This is a genomic window from Pseudooceanicola aquaeponti, assembly GCF_050897975.1.
Lineage (GTDB): Bacteria > Pseudomonadota > Alphaproteobacteria > Rhodobacterales > Rhodobacteraceae > Pseudooceanicola.
The window spans coordinates 344,101-359,886 of the sequence record NZ_JBPAXY010000008.1 but is presented as its reverse complement, the minus strand read 5'-3'; the positions used below and the strand labels follow the sequence as shown (position 1 = coordinate 359,886).

Below are 15,786 nucleotides of genomic sequence, written 5' to 3'. Positions count from 1 at the left end.
ACAAGCTCAAGAACGCCAGGCGTGTCGCGACCCGCTACGACAAGACGGCGGAAAGCTTCCTCGGCTTCATTGACATCACGTCGATCCGTCTCTGGATCCGCCATTTGTCAACATGACCTAGTTGCCCGAGGTGTCGTCTTCCGACGCGACTTTGGGGAGGACTGCTTTAGTCCTCGATGTCTTCTTCATCTTCCGGGTTTCTTCTCGCTCGCGGAGGATATTGTCGGCCTTCTGCTGTTCCAGATGCCCGAGTGATACGAGCTTGGCGATGGCAATCTTGCTCAACGTTGGCGCGATCGTCTCGACATATCCGTCGCGCACTTCAGCGGGCAGAGCCTCGATGATGTCGAGGGTCTTGTGCCCGATCTCAAGCCGCGCAAGGTCATCTTGCTTGGCCTTCTCGAGGGTGTATTCCGTGTCGACCTTGTCGGCACGTTGCCGCGCTTTCAGGCGGCGCTCTTTCAGTTTATCCAGGTCTTTCATGGCTTCTCCTATGCCTTGCGAACCAAGGAGGAGATGAGCAGGAAGAAAGGCGTGCGGCCTTTCTTTCTCAAGGGGTTTGTCGGGTCTCAGTATTTTGGATCTTCGGTCTTTCGGTCGCGGCGCGCCTCGACGACCGTCACGCGCTTCTCTTCTTCCCTGAGTTCAGCGGCAGCAGGGTCTACGCGCCGCAGAATGCCTTTCCGGAGCCCTTCGGGAATGGCTTCGATCAGAGCGGCGCGGAAAGTAGCGGCGGCTACGGCCAAGCTTTTTGCCTGCTCTATGCGCTCTGCGATCATGTGGTCTGCGTCTCGCAAAGCCTTCTTCTTCGTTTCCTCGAAGGCGCGGGTGGTCCTCTTCCGCAGGCGGCGTATCCGGTCTGGTTCGTCTCCGACGGGCGGCGGGAGTGCCTTACCCGTGCCTGCGATATCGAGCAGTGTCTCAGCATTCGCCATGTCCAGTTCTCGCTTCTCCATAGCCTCAGAGCGGCATGACAGGGCCGCGTCCCGCTGATCATGCTCTTCGATTGCCTCGGAGAGCGTCACCTCCTTCTCTTCATGTTGCCTCTTCTTTTCGGCAAGCGCGGCTTTCTCGGCCTCAAGCCGCGAAGCCTCTTGCTGCCGCCAGATATGGGGCGGCGTATGCTGTGGCGGCTTGGGCTTCTTCTCGCCCGCGGCTTCTGCCTCCCGGCGCTCCTTGGCGAGCGGCTGGCCGCGGGTCAGGCCGATCTCGCCGAAGAAGGCGCCCACGTCGTCCTGTGCCTGTTCGTAGCTCGCAAGCAGGGGCATGGAGTTCGGCACCAGCAGGCGCTGCCGTCCGCGGCGCTTGCTGGTCTTCTCCGCCCAAGGCGCAATGATTGCGTGGATATGGGGAGCCGTCTCGTCAAAGTCGGCGCGCGCAGTGATCACCGCATCGCCGAAGCGACTTTTGAGCCATCGGATGCCGCAGTCGACAAAATCATCCGCGCGCCTGGCCTGCTCGATCATGTCGACCTCGCCGAAGTCGTTCGTCGTGCCATCGAACCACTCGGCATTCGCCGTCAGGATGACTTCGCGCAGGGGACCACCCTTGGACGCCCGCCAAGGGTCCTGACGGCCAGCGCGCCCGCGTGCGAGGTAGTCCTTTTGGCGGTTCAAAGCCTTGAGCGCGTCGATCTCTTCCGCGAAGTTCTCGTCGGCAGCGGTCTCAAGCTCGAGCGTGAGCCGTGTTCGCCAAGTGTCGTCGCCGATCAGGTTTAGGCGATTGGCGTTGCGCATGTCAGGGTCGCAATGTTTCGATCCACGGCCCTTGCGGTCTTCGTGCAGGACATATCGGTCCAGCTGATGCGGGAACATCGACTGGAAGCGTAGAACGACCGGATGGGTCTTGGCGGCATCGGCGGGCACGGGCTGTCTCCTTTTGAGGCAGCCGGGAAATCGGTTCGTTCGAATCCGTTCGGAAATCGCGGGGACGACAAAGTGTTGGCCATCTACTCACTAGGAAAGTGACGCTCCGGGCCGTGGGCCCTCCTTGTCACTTTGCGTTCGCCGGGGGCTGTCGCCCCCGGACCCCGGCGTCGCTGACGCGCCGCTCGAAAGGCGTGTTGCCCTCTCGAGCTCTCCAAAGGCCTCCGGCCGGGGCAGGGCGTCGTTCCGCACTCCCCTGCACCCCTGCTCGGCAGGAGTCGCTCGCCACTCTCCCACCACCCGCTGGCAGCCGTCGGCTCGACCAGGGCGGCATTCCATCCGCCCTGGACCCACCCGGGCAGGGACACTCGCCGTTCCCTGCTCCCAAGGCCGCCTCAAGCGGGACCGGAAGGGCGTTTGCCACCCCTTCCGGCCTTCCCAGGCCTGAAGGAGGGCCGGTCCGGGCTGCGCGCGTCTTCGTGACGCGCAGCCCGGGCCAGCCTCCGAGAGAGAGAGGTTCGGAACGCGTCGATCATCCACAACAGGAGAGATTGATGCTCGATCAGAATACCCCAGACACCACCGAAGAGACCGCCGATTGGGCCAAAACCGTGCAACGCGGCGATATCGTGTTGTTCAAGTTCCCGATCCGGCTTGCCGGTGAAGGCGACAAGCCGAAGGTGCGGCCCTGCCTTGTGCTGGAGGTCGACGGCGACGGCGGTGAGCGGCGGATCGTGCTCGCTTACGGCACCTCAGCGTCCACCCCAGCCAATCGTGGCTACGAGATCGCGATAACCCATGTCGCGGACCTGCGAGCCGCCGGTCTGAACCGCGCAACCCGGCTTGTCGGTGCACGGTTGCTTTCGGTGAGTCCCAAGCACTCTGGTTTCAATGTCGGCGGCGCGGGGTCTCCGGTCGTCGGTCGCCTTACCGGCAATCGGCTCGAGCGGATGCAGCGGGTGCGCGCACGCCTGCACGCAGAACATGACATCGCTGCTGAACGCCGTTCGGAGTGCGGCCGAAAGCCGGTGACGGTCGAATATCGGGCTCGGCGAAAGACTCTCAAGGCTCGCAAAGCAGCAGCCTGACGACCGGCTGAGTGACCGGCCCCTCCTGTGAGGGCCGGTCCCGCACCGGTTCCCAGGCAATCAAAGGAAAACAGATGTTCCCAGCACCCACGACTTACCTGACCGCCAACACGCACCGGATGGTGCTTTTCCACGACCAGAAAATCCAAGCTGATTTCGCACGGATGGAGGACATCCACGCGGACGCTACCCAGCAGGTCCGCAATGCACTCGAAGCCATTGCTTTGCTTCCCTACGACAGTTTCAAGCCGATCCAGCGATGGGCCGACGATTTCACCAAGCTGGTCGAGAAGCATCGGCTTTTGTCCGAGGACTTCCGGCATGCTGCGCAATCTGCCTTGCGCGAGTTGGCAAAACTTGATCCCGAAGCAGCCCCGGGTGTGATCGATCGCACGATGCGTCACCTGCGCAATGCGTTGGAGGGATCCTATCGCGTTACCGATCTGCTCGCGGCTGACTTTGAGATCACCCGCTATCGCATCAGGCAGAGCTGACACCGAGATCGGCGGGTTTGACTCACCCGCCGTCAGGGCGCGCTGGTCTCACTCCCTTTCTGCTGTCCAGCCAGCGCGCCCGCACTTCCCAACAGAGCAGGCAAACCCCTTGAGGCATTTCCTCCGGGGGCCCTTGGTCTGTCTCCATTTCCCCGCCAGCACTGAAACCGAAGCCAGGAAGAGCACGAACAATGGCCACTGTCTCCACTCCAATAACTGCTGGCGCGGCTGCACTCGAAGAGTTCGGCCTCAACATGATCTCTGGCGAAGAACTCGCGCAGGCCGTCCGCTTTTCGGGAACGACCGGGCGGTTCCAGACCTGGTGCCGGCAGATCGGCATCAAGCCGGTGCCCGGGCGTCAAAACGTCTACGATCCAAAGCAGGTGCGTCATGCGCTCGATATCGCGCAGGGCATCATGTCGCCGCCCCCGAAAGTGGAAGAGGCCGCAAGCCTGACTGAGCAGCGGAGGGCGCGCCGTGCGGGAGCATGAGTTCAAAGGCGTGCATCGTGTGACCAAGGAACTCGCGGATGGGAATGCGCGCGTGTATCACTATGCCTTCCGTGGCGGACCGAAATTCTGGGACAGCTCGATGTCCTTCGGGCCGGGGTCCGATGAATATGCCTTCGCCTATGCGGATGTTCTGAGAGGTGCGGAAAAGCGCAGCGTGGGCCCGAAGCGGTCTTTGACCACGTCAGTCCTCGACCAATATCGTCGGTCGGCTCATTTCCAGAAACTCGCCCCACGGACGCGGTCCGACTACAACAAGTATCTCGACTCCTTCGATGCCGAATTCGGCGCCGACCCGATCAAGATGTTCGAAGAGCCTGAGTCCATCGGCGAAATCCGCGAGTGGAAGAACCAGTGGGCGCATTCGCCCAAGCAATACGACTATGCCACGACAGTCGTTACGCGCCTCCTGAACTGGGCGAAGGAAGAGGAGGGTGCAATTGCGGTGCATCATCACCATAGGGTCAAGCGGCTTTATGGCTCTGATCGCTCGGACATCATCTGGCTGCCTGAAGAACTGAATGCGATGCTTGCCGTGGCCGATGAGCGGGAGCGCCGTATTATCATCGCGGCGTCCGAAGGTGGGCTGACACCACAGGACATTGGCATTCTGACGCGCAGCCATGTTCAGAAAACGCCGATGGGTCGGCGGCTATACTTCCGGCGCACCAAGTCGGCCAAGCCAACCAGCATTCCCGTGACGCCAGCGTTTGCGTCGATCATCGATACGACACCGGCTGATCAGAAGTATCTCATTGTTTCGCTGAGTGGTCGGAAGTTGCAGGCGGTGCGTGCCTCACAGATTGTTTCCGACGTGAAGGCGCGGGCGAATGCCATGGCGAAGAAGGATGCGCGGCGTATTCACGTGCGCGATGAGCTGCGCCTTTACGATATGCGCGGCACTGCGGCGACGGAGCTGCTGCGCGCTGGTTGCACCTTGGACGAGATTGCCGCGACCATGGGGTGGGGCCTGCGCCACGCAGGCAACATGATCGAGAAATACGCGGCGGTCAGTCCTGACACATCCGACGAGGTTCTGCGCAAGCTGATGGTTGCGCGCACGCGGGCGCGTCAGGACGGCCACGAGTTCTAATCGAAGCGCGCCTGAAAACTCGTGGGCGTCAATGTCACATGGTGATCCAGCGGGGGCCGGAGCTCGAAAGCTCTCGGCCCTCGCGCGTTGTTGTAGATCCTGAAGAGATGCCAGGTGTCGCGGTTCGCCTCGGCGACGCGCAATTCGTTCTGCGAGATATGGAAGGGCGTCCGATCCCAGCCATTTGTCGTCTTCACTTCCAGCAGGCGCGGGGTGCCATCGGGAGCGTAGCTTGAGATGTCGTAGCCCGCGCCGTCGCCGATATCCTCGCTGACCCAAATCACCTTCCGCGCCAGATCATCTCGACCGGCATCTCTGAGCGTCGCACGTTCGTGGGCGAGGGCGCGTTCTTCCCCCAATCGTCCGAGGGCGCGATTTCGCTCTTGCTGGGCCGCGACATTGAAATGCCGAGCAATGGTGCGCATCTGCTCCGCCTCCTCCGGGGGAGGGGTGTTGCGCATTGTCGGTGGCGTGTCGACGAAGAGGCGAGGGTTTTGATAGGCCATCCCGGAAGGGGCCGCCTTGGGTAGCCTTTCGATCCATTCCGGATTGGCTTCGAGCCAGCGGTCGACGGCCTCGGCCAGCGCCATCTGCACGTTGAAGCGCGGCAGGTAGCCCTTGATGATTGGCTGACCAAACGCGGGCATCAGGGCCGAGATGTTTGCGTGCTTGAATTCGATGGAACCCTTTGAACGACCGATGCGATCTTGCAGCGCCCGGTTGTGCGCCGCTTTCACATATTTGCGGCCACAGAGATCATCCGCGAGCATGGCGAAGTAATCCGCCACGATCAGGTCGTTCTCTTCGTCTGTCCAAGGACCATCTGCCATTTCAGGACCTTAGCCACGGCCTCGCAACGTGTCACGCGCAGAGGCGAAATCCTACGAAACTGTAAACCGGCCTGTAAACCGGGCCGTTTTTCAGCCCGTCCCGGCAGCGAATTCGGCACTAATGTCGTTGAAAATAAGGTGGAGGCGAGTACCGGAATCGAACCGGTGTACACGGATTTGCAATCCGCTGCGTCACCACTCCGCCAACTCGCCATCCGTGGTGTGTTTCAGGCGTTTAGACGACTGAAGGGTAGAGCGCAAGAGGTTCTGCCATCGGCGCGCGCGGCCTCGCTGGTTTCGCCATTGTGCGGGCCGGGCGCGGGGCGGCGGGGCAGGGGCGGGCGTGGCCCGAAAGGCCGTGCGGTGTCTGTCTGGCAAGGCGCCAGGGGCCGCGCTTGGGGGACCGGCGCGGCGGGCGCGCCGGTCAGTGACAGATCGGTCTAGCCGAAATCGTGTTTCGACAGGGGCAGGCTGCGCACCCGCTGGCCGGTCAGCCGGGCCACGGCATTGACCACGGCGGGGGGAACGGCGGGCAGGCCCGGTTCGCCCACGCCGCCCATCTGGGCGCCGCTTTCGATCACCGCCACATGCATCTGGGGCATCATCTCGGGGCGCAGGATCTCGTAGCTGTCGAAATTGCGCGCAGTGGGCTCGCCGTTTTCATAGACCAGCTCTTCGACCAGGGTTTCCGACAGGCCCAGGGCCACGGCCGATTGCACCTGCGCCTCGATCACCGCCGGGTTGACGATCTGGCCCGGGTCGATCGCCGTCCAGATGTTGTGCACCCGCACCGCGCCCCGGTCGAGCGAGACCTCGGCCATTGCCGCCGCCTCCGAGCCGAAGGGCGAGGCCATGGCGACCCCGCGCGCCCGCATCGTGCCGTCCTCGGCCTCATAGGGACCTGGGCGCCAGCCGCCCGCCAGATCGGCGGTGCGGGTCAGCAGGGTGGTCAGCCGGTCGTTGCCCGACAGAAGCGACAGGCGCATCTCGTAGGGATCCAGCCCGCCCGCCTCGGCCATCTCGTCGAGGAAGCTTTCATACATGAAGTCATGCATCGAATGGCCGACCGACCGCCAATAGCCGATTACCGCCGGGTTGGGCATGTAGACCTGGCCGATCCGGCGGTTGGCGATGGCATAGCTCTTGCCCGAGATCCCCTCGGTGGCCGAGGCATCGCTGCCTGCGGGCGCGTTGTACCAACGTCCCGTGGGGCCTTCGCCCACCACCTCGGCGCTCAGCGCCACGGGGCCGTCGGGGCCCATGGCGCCACGGAACCGTGCCAGGCCCAGGGGGCGCGGGGCGTCGCGCAGGAAATCCTCTTCGCGGGTCCAGATCAGCTTCACCGGGCGGCCCACGGCGCGGGCCAGGGCGATGGCCTGGGGGAAGGGGTTGGCGGTCGGGTACAGGAAGTGACGGCCGAAGAACCCGCCCAGCATCTGGCTGTGGATGGTCACCTGGCCCGGCTCGATCCCGGCGGCCTCGGCCGCGGCGCCCTGGAACTGTTCGGGGGCCTGGTTCGGCAGCCACAGATCCAGCGTGCCATCAGCGTTGAACCGCGCGGTGGCCGAGGGCGGTTCGAGCTGGCCATGGACGACGAAGGGCGCGTCATAGGTTGCCTCGACCACCGTCTCGGCCCCCTCCAGCGCGGCCAGGGCGTCGCCTTCGGTCTCGACCGGGGTGAAGTCGCCATCGAAGCCCGCCAGGGTGTCGCGGAACCCGGCAGAGGAGAATTCGGCGGGCATCGGCCAGCGCGCCTCGCCCTCGGTCCAGGTGATCTGGGCGGCCTCGACCGCGCGGCGGGCCTGCCAGAACTTCTCGGCCACCACGGCCACGGCGCCGTCCAGCAGGTGCACCGAATGCACGCCGCGCATCGCCTCGACCTCGGCCTGGTTGGGGATCGCCTGCGGTGTCAGGCCCAGGCGCGGGGCGTGCTGGACGGCGGCCAGCAACATGCCGTCCACCTCGACATCCAGGGCATAGCGGGCCTGGCCGGTGGATTTGTCACGCACGTCAAGGCGCGGCATCCCGGTCTTCAGCCAGCGGAAATCGGCCTCGTCCTTCAGCGCCACTTCGGCGGGCACCGGCAGGTCCATGGCCGCCTCGGCCAGATCGCCATAGCTCAGCCGGTTGCCCGAGGCCGGGTCGACCACGGCGCCCGGTTCGGTGATGAGCGTGGCCGGGTCCAGATCCCACTGGGTGGCGGCGGCCTGCACCAGCATGGCGCGGGCCGAGGCGCCCAGCTGACGCATCACCGGATAGGCGGTGCGGGTCGACATGGATCCGCCGGTCAGGCGATAGCCGCCCATGATGCCGAAGGGGCCGCCCGGCGGGGCGATCTCGACGGCAAAGGCCATCGGGTCGAGGTCCAATTCCTCGCCCACGATCTGGGCCATGGCGGAATAGATGCCCTGGCCGCCCTCGATGAAGGGGCTGCGCAGGAAGGCGGTGCCATCGGGGCGCAGCTCAAGGAAGGCCTGCACGGCGGCGGGTTCTGCCGCGGCGCCCGCCTCCTGCGCCTTCGAGGCACGCAGCGGCAGGGAGGTGGCCAGCACCAGCGCGCCCGAGCCTGCCAGGAAGCCCCGGCGCGAGACGTTGACGGGGGCGGAGGCGGTCAGGATCTTGTCGAGAATACCCATGGATCAGCCCTCCGACGCGCTGTGCACGGCGGCACGGATCTTGTTGTAGGTCCCGCAGCGGCAGAGGTTGGTCATGGCCGCGTCGATGTCGTCATCGGTGGGGTTGGGCGTCTCGGTCAGCAGGGCCGTGGCGGCCAGAACCTGGCCCGACTGGCAATAGCCGCACTGGGGCACCTGGTTCTCGACCCAGGCCTCGACCACGCGGCGGCCAGTCTCGGTTTCCTCGACCGTCTCGATGGTGCGGATCTCGGCGCCTTCGACACTGTCGGCAGGGGTCACGCAGGACCGGGTGGCATAGCCGTCCACCAGCACGGTGCAGGCGCCGCATTGGGCCACGCCGCAGCCGTATTTTGTGCCCAGAAGGCCCAGTTCCTCGCGGATCACCCACAGCAGCGGGGTATCGGGCTCTACATCCACGTCATGTTCGGTGCCGTTGACTGTCAGCTTCATGGGGGCCTCCTTGCAGGTCCTATGTGGCGCGTCGGCGGCAGGGTGGCCCGGGGGAAGGGGCACGAGGGGCAGGCCGGCCGACGTCTGGATCATCAGGGTATAGAGTAGGGCGCCAGAGGCGATCCGCTAGGCCGGGCCCCGCGATAGGAGCGATGAGCGGACCTCATGAATGGGGTCCATACCTGCGGCGCGCGGGGCGCTGCGGCGTCATTTCCGTTGGAAATGCGGCCCCGCCCCTGTAGCACTGGGCGGCAAGAGACGGGCAGGGAGGGGGCCATGTCGCAGGCGGAAAGCTTCGACTATATCATCGTGGGCGCGGGCACGGCGGGCTGCCTGCTGGCCAACCGGCTGAGCGCCGATCCGGGCACCCGGGTCCTGCTGCTGGAGGCCGGGCCGCGCGACAGCTACCACTGGATCCACATCCCCGTGGGCTATCTTTACTGCATCGGCAATCCGCGGACCGACTGGCTTTACTCCACCGAAGGGGCGCCGGGGCTGAACGGGCGCAGCCTGCTGTACCCACGGGGAAAAACCCTGGGTGGCTGTTCCTCGATCAACGGCATGATCTACATGCGCGGCCAGGCGCGGGATTACGACAACTGGGCCCGGATCACCGGCGAGGGGGAATGGGCCTGGGATTGCGCGCTGGAGGATTTCAAGCGCCACGAGGATCACTATCGGCTGGACGGCGGCGCCGATCCGGTGACTGGCGACAACAGCCGCTTTTCCGACCTGCACGGGTCGGGCGGCGAATGGCGGGTCGAGAAACAGCGCCTGCGCTGGGACGTGCTGGACAGTTTCGCCGAGGCCGCCACCGAGGCGGGCATCGAGCCCACCGAGGATTTCAACACCGGCGACAATGCGGGGGTGGGCTATTTCGACGTGAACCAGCGCGCGGGCTGGCGCTGGAACAGCTCGAAGGCCTTTCTGCGCCCCGCCAGACACCGCCCGAACCTGACCATCTGGACCGAGGCCCAGGCCGAGCGGCTGACCTTCGCGCCCGAGGGCGCGCTGCGTTGTGACGGGGTGGTGGTACGCCGCGCCGGGCAGCAGGTCACCGCCCGCGCCCTGCGCGAGGTGGTGCTGTCGGCGGGCGCGGTGAACACGCCGGCCCTGTTGCAGCTGTCGGGGCTGGGCCCCGCGGGTCTGCTGCGCGAGACCGGGATCGAGGTGGTGCAGGACATCCCCGGGGTGGGCGAGAACCTGCAAGACCACTTGCAGATCCGCGCGGTCTTCAAGGTTGCGGGGACCAAGACCCTGAACGCCCTGACCGCCAGCCTGTGGGGCAAGGCGAAGATCGGGCTGGAATATGCCCTGCGCCGCTCGGGCCCCATGAGCATGTCGCCGAGCCAGCTGGGCGCCTTCACCCGCTCGGACCCCGACCGGCCCCATCCCAACCTGCAATACCATATCCAACCGCTGAGCCTGGAGGCCTTCGGCCAGCCCCTGCATCCCTTCCCGGCCATCACCGTCTCGGTCTGCAACCTGAACCCCACCTCGCGCGGCCATGTGCGCATCGCCTCGGCTGACCCGCGGGCGGCGCCGAAGATCGCGCCCAACTACCTGTCCACCGACGAGGACCGCCGCATCGCCGCCGCCAGCCTGCGCCAGGTGCGCGGCATCATGGCCCAGCCCGCCATGGCCCGCTACGCCCCCGAGGAATACAAGCCCGGCCCCAAGTACCAAAGCGACGAGGACCTGGCGCGGCTGGCGGGCGACATCGCCAGCACGATCTTCCACCCCGTGGGCACCGTGCGCATGGGCGCCGCCGAGGACAGCGCCGCGCCCCTGGACCCGCATCTGCGGCTGAAGGGCGTCGCCGGGCTGCGGGTGGCCGATGCCTCGGTCATGCCCGAGATCACCAGCGGCAACACCAATGCGCCCACCCTGATGATCGCCGAAAAGGCCGCCGCCTGGATCCGCCAGGGGCTGTAGGACAAGCTTTGAGGGTGCCAGGCGGCGTTTTGCTGCCTCTCTGCTGGGCGGCGGGGCGCGAAACGGGGGGCAGGGGGCGCTTCGCTCTTGACGATACGCGGGCCGAGGCCGCAAACCGCCCAAATGGCGGCCCGCCCCCCGACTCCCCCGCCCCCCGTGCCGCACGCCCTGACGTCCCCTGATCCCTGCCGGAGGCCTGCCTGATGGAAAACTCGTTCAAGGACCGTTTCACCACCGCCGCCCCCGTGGTGCCCCAGGGCGACGCCTTCTTCCCGCTGCCAGCCCCCGACAAGCCGCGCGTCTTCGCCTTCCTGCTGGTGCCGGGCTTCACCCTGCTGGCCTTCTCGGCGGCGGTCGAGGCGCTGCGGATCGCCAACCAGCTGTCGCAACATGCCCTCTATCAGTGGCGGGTGCTGTCGGTGGACGGGCAGGCGGTGACCTCCTCCTCGGGCATCCCGATCGGGGTCGAGGGGGCGATCGACCGGCTGTCGCGTGACACCAACCTGTTTGTCTGCTCGGGCAACCCGGCCTCCGAGGCGATGGTGCCCGCGGTGGTGGGCGCGGTGCAGCGCCATCACCGTTTCGGCGGCATGGTGGGCGGCATCTGCACCGGCGCCGTGGCCCTGGCCCGCGCCGGGCTGCTGTCGGACCGCGCCTTTACCCTGCATTGGGAGAACCTGCCCGCCTTCCGCACCCATTTCCCCGACCTGGTGCCGAAGGAAACCAAGTACGAGATCGACGGCCGCCTGATGACCTGCGGCGGCGGCTCGGCCGCCATCGACATGATGCTGGAACTGATCGGCCGCGACCATGGCGAGGAATTCGCCGCCATGGTCTCTGAAATGTGCCTGCGCAAGGTCCGCGTCGGTCGCGAGGAAGAACAGCGCAGCTCGACCTCGGTGCTGATCCGCACCCGCCATCCGGGCCTTCTGTCCATGGTCGAGCTGATGAAATCGCACCTCGAAGATCCGCTGACCATGGAAGAGCTGGCCCTGACCTCGGGCTATTCGCGGCGCCATATCGAGCGGCTGTTCATGTCGGTCTTCGGCAAGACCCCGGGCGAGTTCTATCGCGGGTTGCGCTTGGATCACGGGCGGATGCTGCTCAGCTCGACCGATCTGGAACTGATCGACGTGGCGACCGCCTGCGGTTACGCTTCGGTCGGACATTTCTCGCGCTGCTTCAAGACGCGGTTCGGGGTGGCGCCCACGGCCTATAACCGGGCCCTGGGCCGCGCCCGGCGCAGCACCCGGCGGGGCTGACCGTCGGGGCCTGGCCCCCGATCCCGTTCCGGCGGCGCGCGCGATCTGCGCAGCACCGAAGGAGACGGCCATGGCAAACCCCCTTTACGACACCCTGTTCGGGGCGCATCGCGGCAGCGGTCGCCCCTTCCTCTACCTGCCCGGAGAGGACACCCTCAGCTATGACGGCTTTCTCGACATTGCCGCGCGCTTTGCCCATGCGCTGACCACCTGCGGGCTGGGGCCGGGCGACCGGGTGGCCATCCAGGTCGAGAAATCGGCCAAGGCGCTGGCGCTTTATGCCGGGGCGATCCAGGCGGGGGTGATCGCCCTGCCGCTGAACACCGCCTATACCCCCGCCGAACTGGCCTATTTCGTCGAGAACTCGGGCGCCCGGCTGCTGGTCTGCGACCCGGCCCGCGAGGTCGAGCTGGCGGCGATGGCGGCAGGGTTCGGCGCGCGCTGCGAAACCCTGGGCGGCGACGGTCTGGGCTCGCTGAACGAGATCGCCGGGACCATGCCCGCGACCTTTGCCACCGTCGATCGCGAGGCCGACGACCTGGCGGCCTTCCTTTACACTTCGGGCACCACGGGGCGGTCGAAGGGCGCCATGCTGACCCAGGCCAACCTGCTGTCCAACGCCCAGACCCTGGTCGAGCTGTGGCGCTTTACCGACCAGGACGTGCTGCTGCACGCCCTGCCGATCTTCCATACCCACGGCCTGTTCGTGGCGACCAACGTGATCCTGGCGGCGGGGGGCGCGATGATCCTGCTGCCAAAGTTCGACCTCGATCAGGTGATCGCGGCCCTGCCGCAGGCGACCTCGATGATGGGGGTGCCGACCTTCTACACCCGGCTGCTGGACGATGCCCGCTTCACCCCCGAACTGACCGGGCACATGCGGCTTTTCATCTCGGGCTCGGCGCCCCTGCTGGCCGACACCCATGTGCAGTTCGAGGGGCGCACCGGCCACCGCATCCTGGAACGCTATGGCATGACCGAGACCAACATGAACACCTCGAACCCCTACGAGGGCGAGCGGCGGGCGGGCACCGTGGGCCTGCCCCTGCCGGGGGTCGAGCTGAAGGTGACCGACCCCGAGACCGGCGCCGAATTGCCGCGCGGTGAGGTGGGGGTGATCGAGGTGCGCGGCCCCAACGTCTTCAAGGGCTATTGGCAGATGCCCGAGAAGACGGCGGCAGAGCTGCGCGCCGATGGGTTCTTCATCACCGGCGATCTGGGGCAGCAGGCCGCAGACGGCTATGTCACCATCGTTGGCCGCGCCAAGGATCTGATCATCGCGGGCGGCTACAACATCTATCCGAAGGAAATCGAACTGGTACTGGACGACCAGCCCGGCGTTCTGGAAAGCGCGGTGATCGGCGTGCCCCATCCCGACCTGGGCGAGGCGGTGGTGGCGGTTCTGGTGCCGGAAAAGGGCGCCACGCTCGACCTGGCGCAGATCGAGGCGGCGGTCGGTGACGCCCTGGCCCGGTTCAAGCATCCCCGCCACTATGTCCTGGTGCCGGAACTGCCGCGCAACACCATGGGCAAGGTGCAGAAGAACCTCCTGCGCGAGACCCACGGCGGGCTGTTCGCCAAGGGGTGACGGGCCAAATCCCAAGGCGGGCGGATCCGGGGAAAGGAAGGGAAGCACCGGAGGCGGGGGACATGCCCCCGGTGCCCAGGGATCGCGACGAGGGTTACACGATCCCTAAAACCGATGCGCGGTCTTGTACGGGACGGGGGCATCGGACAGGAACTCAACGGTCCCAGCACCGAGGAAGTTCCCGCAAAAAGTCAGTCGCGGGCGAAAAAAGTTTCAGAGGCGTCGACCGGGGGCATCCGGTCCACGGCTTCGGTCTGGCAATCGCCCTGAAAACGGGCGCCCGCGGCCGAGACCAGGGCGCGGAACAGGCGGCGCTGGCGATGCGCATAGACCAGGTGTTCGGGGTGCCATTGCACGCCGATGGCAAAGGGATCGGCCAGGCTTTCCAGCGCCTGGGGCATCCCGCCTTCGTCCCGCGCCGACAGGCGCAGGCCCTGGCCCAGCTGGTCCACCGCCTGGCTGTGCAGGGCGTTGACCCTCATCGGCTGGGTGCCCGCCAGATCCGCCAGCCGGGTTTGGGGCAGCACCTCGACCCGGCGGCGCGGCAGGATGGTGCGATAGCGGCGCGAGGCGTCATAGACCGCGAAGGCATCCTGGTGCAGCGTGCCGCCCAGCACCACGTTCAGCATCTGCGCGCCCCGGCAGATGCCCAGCACTGGCAGGCCCTGACCGCGCGCCGCCTCGATCACCCGCGCTTCCATCCGGTCGCGGGCCGGGTCCAGGGTGACGCCCGCGCGCAGCTCGCCACCGTAAAGCATCGGCGCGATGTCGTCGCCGCCGCCGATCACCACCCCGTCCACCGCGGCCAGGTCCACCTCGGCCTCGGTGATCCAGCGCAGGGCGCGCCCCCCCGCCAGGGCCACCTGTAGGCGGATCAGCGGGAAGATGCGCCAGGCCGAGCGGGCCGAGACGGTGACCCCGATCCGGGGGCGCGCGGCGCGGTCCCCGTCGCTATCGCGGCGGCGCAGGATCATCCGCGCAGGCCCTCGGCCAGCCTGCGCAGGTCGCCATGCCCCGCCGGGGTCAGGATCTCTTCCGAGGCCTCGACCCAGCCGTTCAGTTGCAGGCGCACCCGGCCCACCGGATCGGCGCGCATCTCGCGCCAGCGGGCGGAAAGGCGGTCGAGCGTGGGCCGGTCCTCGGCCAGGCGTTCGATGGCGCACCACAGGGCCCATTCGCCCGACAGGCTCCAGCCCGGATCGTCGATGCGGCAATCGGGCATCCGGTAGTGATAGGCGGGCCGCGCCGAGACCGTGCCGCCCGCGCCACGCGCCAGGGCGTCGCGGGTCAGATCGGGGCACAGGTGGGCGAAGATCGGCAGCATGTCGAGGGCGTGGTTCCGCGAATGGGTGACGCCCAGATAGCTTTGCACCAGCGCCTCCAGCCGGTCCGGGCAGCCCTGGGCCAGCACGTCCAGCAGCCGTTGCGGATAGGGGTCGACGAAGGGCAGGGCGCGGCGCGACAGGTCCAGGCTGTAGGCGTCGCGCAGCAGCGGTTCGGCCAGGGCGAAGGCGGTCAGCACCGACCACAGGTGATCCGCCGTGGCGGCGGCGATCTGCACGTTCAGATGCAAGCCAAAGCCCAGCAGGATCCCCTCGTCGGTGCCGCTGGCCCCGGCGGCGCGGAACCGGGCCAGCACCGCGTCCAGATCGCCCAGCCGGGCGGGGTCGAAGGGGGCGGTGACCAGTTCCACCGGCACCACGTTGCGCGCCAGATCCAGCGCGGCGCGGCCCAGGGCGCTTTGGCCCCGGTCGCGCAGGGTGGTGTCCATGTAGATCTTGCAATCGCCGAAGGGGGTGCCGCTGACCGTGTAGTCGCCCGCCGTCTCGGACAGCTGCCCGCCCGTGACCTCGGCCAGGATCCGGGCGGCGCGGCCCTCGGTCAGGCCGCCGAACTCGACCTCGACCCCCAGCAGACGGGGCTGGCCCGCGTCATCCTCGGGCCGGGGCAGGGCGGCGGCGTTGGGGCGGGGCGACATGGCGGCGGGTCCTTTCGCGGCAGGGGGGGCGCCGGGCGCGGCCTGGCGGCGCCCGGGC

14 protein-coding genes, 1 tRNA gene and 1 pseudogene are annotated in these 15,786 nt (G+C 66.9%); 8 read left to right on the top strand and 8 right to left on the bottom strand.

Annotated elements, in window-relative coordinates:
• Nucleotides 1–116, top strand: a pseudogene (locus tag ACRARE_RS20685) (IS5/IS1182 family transposase); the annotation flags it as partial.
• A 1-nt stretch (nt 117) separates the two neighbouring features.
• On the opposite strand, the gene ACRARE_RS20680 reads toward ACRARE_RS20685, so the two are convergent.
• Nucleotides 118–483, bottom strand: a complete 366-nt coding sequence (locus ACRARE_RS20680) for a glycoside hydrolase (protein WP_432658371.1) — start codon at nt 481–483, stop codon at nt 118–120.
• Between the two features lie 86 nt (nt 484–569).
• Nucleotides 570–1,865 carry a plasmid recombination protein gene (locus ACRARE_RS20675; RefSeq protein WP_432658370.1) on the bottom strand — a complete coding sequence of 432 codons (1,296 nt, stop codon included), beginning with the start codon at nt 1,863–1,865 and terminating at the stop codon, nt 570–572.
• A gap of 554 nt (nt 1,866–2,419) precedes the next feature.
• Here ACRARE_RS20675 and ACRARE_RS20670 point away from each other — a divergent pair.
• The 4 genes from ACRARE_RS20670 (at nt 2,420) to ACRARE_RS20655 (ending at nt 5,049) form a co-directional block, all read left to right on the top strand.
• Nucleotides 2,420–2,953: a hypothetical protein gene (locus ACRARE_RS20670; RefSeq protein WP_432658369.1), complete on the top strand. Its 534-nt coding sequence runs from the start codon at nt 2,420–2,422 to the stop codon at nt 2,951–2,953.
• 74 nt (nt 2,954–3,027) lie between these two features.
• Nucleotides 3,028–3,447 (top strand): hypothetical protein, encoded by a 420-nt coding sequence (locus ACRARE_RS20665; RefSeq protein WP_432658368.1) that lies wholly within the window; start codon nt 3,028–3,030, stop codon nt 3,445–3,447.
• Between the two features lie 191 nt (nt 3,448–3,638).
• Entirely contained in the window at nt 3,639–3,938 is a 300-nt protein-coding gene (locus tag ACRARE_RS20660; RefSeq protein ID WP_432658367.1) for a hypothetical protein, read from the top strand.
• A 19-nt stretch (nt 3,939–3,957) separates the two neighbouring features.
• On the top strand, nt 3,958–5,049 hold the full coding sequence (locus tag ACRARE_RS20655; protein ID WP_432658366.1) for a tyrosine-type recombinase/integrase: 1,092 nt from the start codon (nt 3,958–3,960) through the stop codon (nt 5,047–5,049).
• Here the strand turns inward: ACRARE_RS20655 and ACRARE_RS20650 are convergent.
• From ACRARE_RS20650 to ACRARE_RS20635, 4 genes are all read right to left on the bottom strand, one after another.
• Nucleotides 5,046–5,879 (bottom strand): protein NO VEIN domain-containing protein, encoded by an 834-nt coding sequence (locus ACRARE_RS20650; RefSeq protein ID WP_432658365.1) that lies wholly within the window; start codon nt 5,877–5,879, stop codon nt 5,046–5,048. The genes ACRARE_RS20655 and ACRARE_RS20650 overlap by 4 nt on opposite strands.
• 139 nt (nt 5,880–6,018) lie before the next feature.
• Nucleotides 6,019–6,092, bottom strand: a tRNA-Cys gene (locus ACRARE_RS20645).
• A 227-nt stretch (nt 6,093–6,319) separates the two neighbouring features.
• The gene (locus tag ACRARE_RS20640) at nt 6,320–8,515 is read right to left on the bottom strand and encodes a xanthine dehydrogenase family protein molybdopterin-binding subunit (RefSeq protein WP_432658364.1); all 2,196 of its coding nucleotides are present in this window, start codon (nt 8,513–8,515) and stop codon (nt 6,320–6,322) included.
• Nucleotides 8,516–8,518: 3 nt separating this feature from the next.
• Entirely contained in the window at nt 8,519–8,965 is a 447-nt protein-coding gene (locus ACRARE_RS20635; protein ID WP_432658363.1) for a (2Fe-2S)-binding protein, read from the bottom strand.
• Nucleotides 8,966–9,241: 276 nt separating this feature from the next.
• On the opposite strand from ACRARE_RS20635, the gene ACRARE_RS20630 reads away from it, so the two are divergent.
• The 3 genes from ACRARE_RS20630 to ACRARE_RS20620 all read left to right on the top strand — a co-directional run bounded on the left by ACRARE_RS20630 (nt 9,242) and on the right by ACRARE_RS20620 (nt 13,750).
• Complete coding sequence (locus ACRARE_RS20630; protein WP_432658362.1) at nt 9,242–10,900, top strand: GMC family oxidoreductase; 1,659 nt, start codon at nt 9,242–9,244, stop codon at nt 10,898–10,900.
• 203 nt (nt 10,901–11,103) lie between these two features.
• The gene (locus tag ACRARE_RS20625) at nt 11,104–12,162 is read left to right on the top strand and encodes a GlxA family transcriptional regulator (RefSeq protein ID WP_432658361.1); all 1,059 of its coding nucleotides are present in this window, start codon (nt 11,104–11,106) and stop codon (nt 12,160–12,162) included.
• Between the two features lie 70 nt (nt 12,163–12,232).
• Complete coding sequence (locus ACRARE_RS20620) at nt 12,233–13,750, top strand: malonate--CoA ligase (protein WP_432658360.1); 1,518 nt, start codon at nt 12,233–12,235, stop codon at nt 13,748–13,750.
• Between the two features lie 191 nt (nt 13,751–13,941).
• On the opposite strand, the gene ACRARE_RS20615 is transcribed toward ACRARE_RS20620, so the two are convergent.
• Entirely contained in the window at nt 13,942–14,724 is a 783-nt protein-coding gene (locus ACRARE_RS20615) for a gamma-glutamyl-gamma-aminobutyrate hydrolase family protein (RefSeq protein ID WP_432658359.1), read from the bottom strand.
• Complete coding sequence (locus tag ACRARE_RS20610; RefSeq protein WP_432658358.1) at nt 14,721–15,728, bottom strand: amidoligase family protein; 1,008 nt, start codon at nt 15,726–15,728, stop codon at nt 14,721–14,723. Before ACRARE_RS20610 ends, ACRARE_RS20615 begins: the two co-directional genes overlap by 4 nt.
• Nucleotides 15,729–15,786 lie beyond the last annotated feature (58 nt).

What these genes read in the sequence shown, in the direction of transcription:
- ACRARE_RS20680 (WP_432658371.1), bottom strand. Translation starts at nt 483, where the DNA reads ATGAAAGACCTGGATAAACTGAAAGAGCGCCGCCTGAAAGCGCGGCAA.
- ACRARE_RS20670 (WP_432658369.1), top strand. Translation starts at nt 2,420, where the DNA reads ATGCTCGATCAGAATACCCCAGACACCACCGAAGAGACCGCCGATTGG.
- ACRARE_RS20665 (WP_432658368.1), top strand. Translation starts at nt 3,028, where the DNA reads ATGTTCCCAGCACCCACGACTTACCTGACCGCCAACACGCACCGGATG.
- ACRARE_RS20660 (WP_432658367.1), top strand. Translation starts at nt 3,639, where the DNA reads ATGGCCACTGTCTCCACTCCAATAACTGCTGGCGCGGCTGCACTCGAA.
- ACRARE_RS20650 (WP_432658365.1), bottom strand. Translation starts at nt 5,879, where the DNA reads ATGGCAGATGGTCCTTGGACAGACGAAGAGAACGACCTGATCGTGGCG.
- ACRARE_RS20640 (WP_432658364.1), bottom strand. Translation starts at nt 8,515, where the DNA reads ATGGGTATTCTCGACAAGATCCTGACCGCCTCCGCCCCCGTCAACGTC.
- ACRARE_RS20635 (WP_432658363.1), bottom strand. Translation starts at nt 8,965, where the DNA reads ATGAAGCTGACAGTCAACGGCACCGAACATGACGTGGATGTAGAGCCC.
- ACRARE_RS20630 (WP_432658362.1), top strand. Translation starts at nt 9,242, where the DNA reads ATGTCGCAGGCGGAAAGCTTCGACTATATCATCGTGGGCGCGGGCACG.
- ACRARE_RS20625 (WP_432658361.1), top strand. Translation starts at nt 11,104, where the DNA reads ATGGAAAACTCGTTCAAGGACCGTTTCACCACCGCCGCCCCCGTGGTG.
- ACRARE_RS20620 (WP_432658360.1), top strand. Translation starts at nt 12,233, where the DNA reads ATGGCAAACCCCCTTTACGACACCCTGTTCGGGGCGCATCGCGGCAGC.
- ACRARE_RS20615 (WP_432658359.1), bottom strand. Translation starts at nt 14,724, where the DNA reads ATGATCCTGCGCCGCCGCGATAGCGACGGGGACCGCGCCGCGCGCCCC.
- ACRARE_RS20610 (WP_432658358.1), bottom strand. Translation starts at nt 15,728, where the DNA reads ATGTCGCCCCGCCCCAACGCCGCCGCCCTGCCCCGGCCCGAGGATGAC.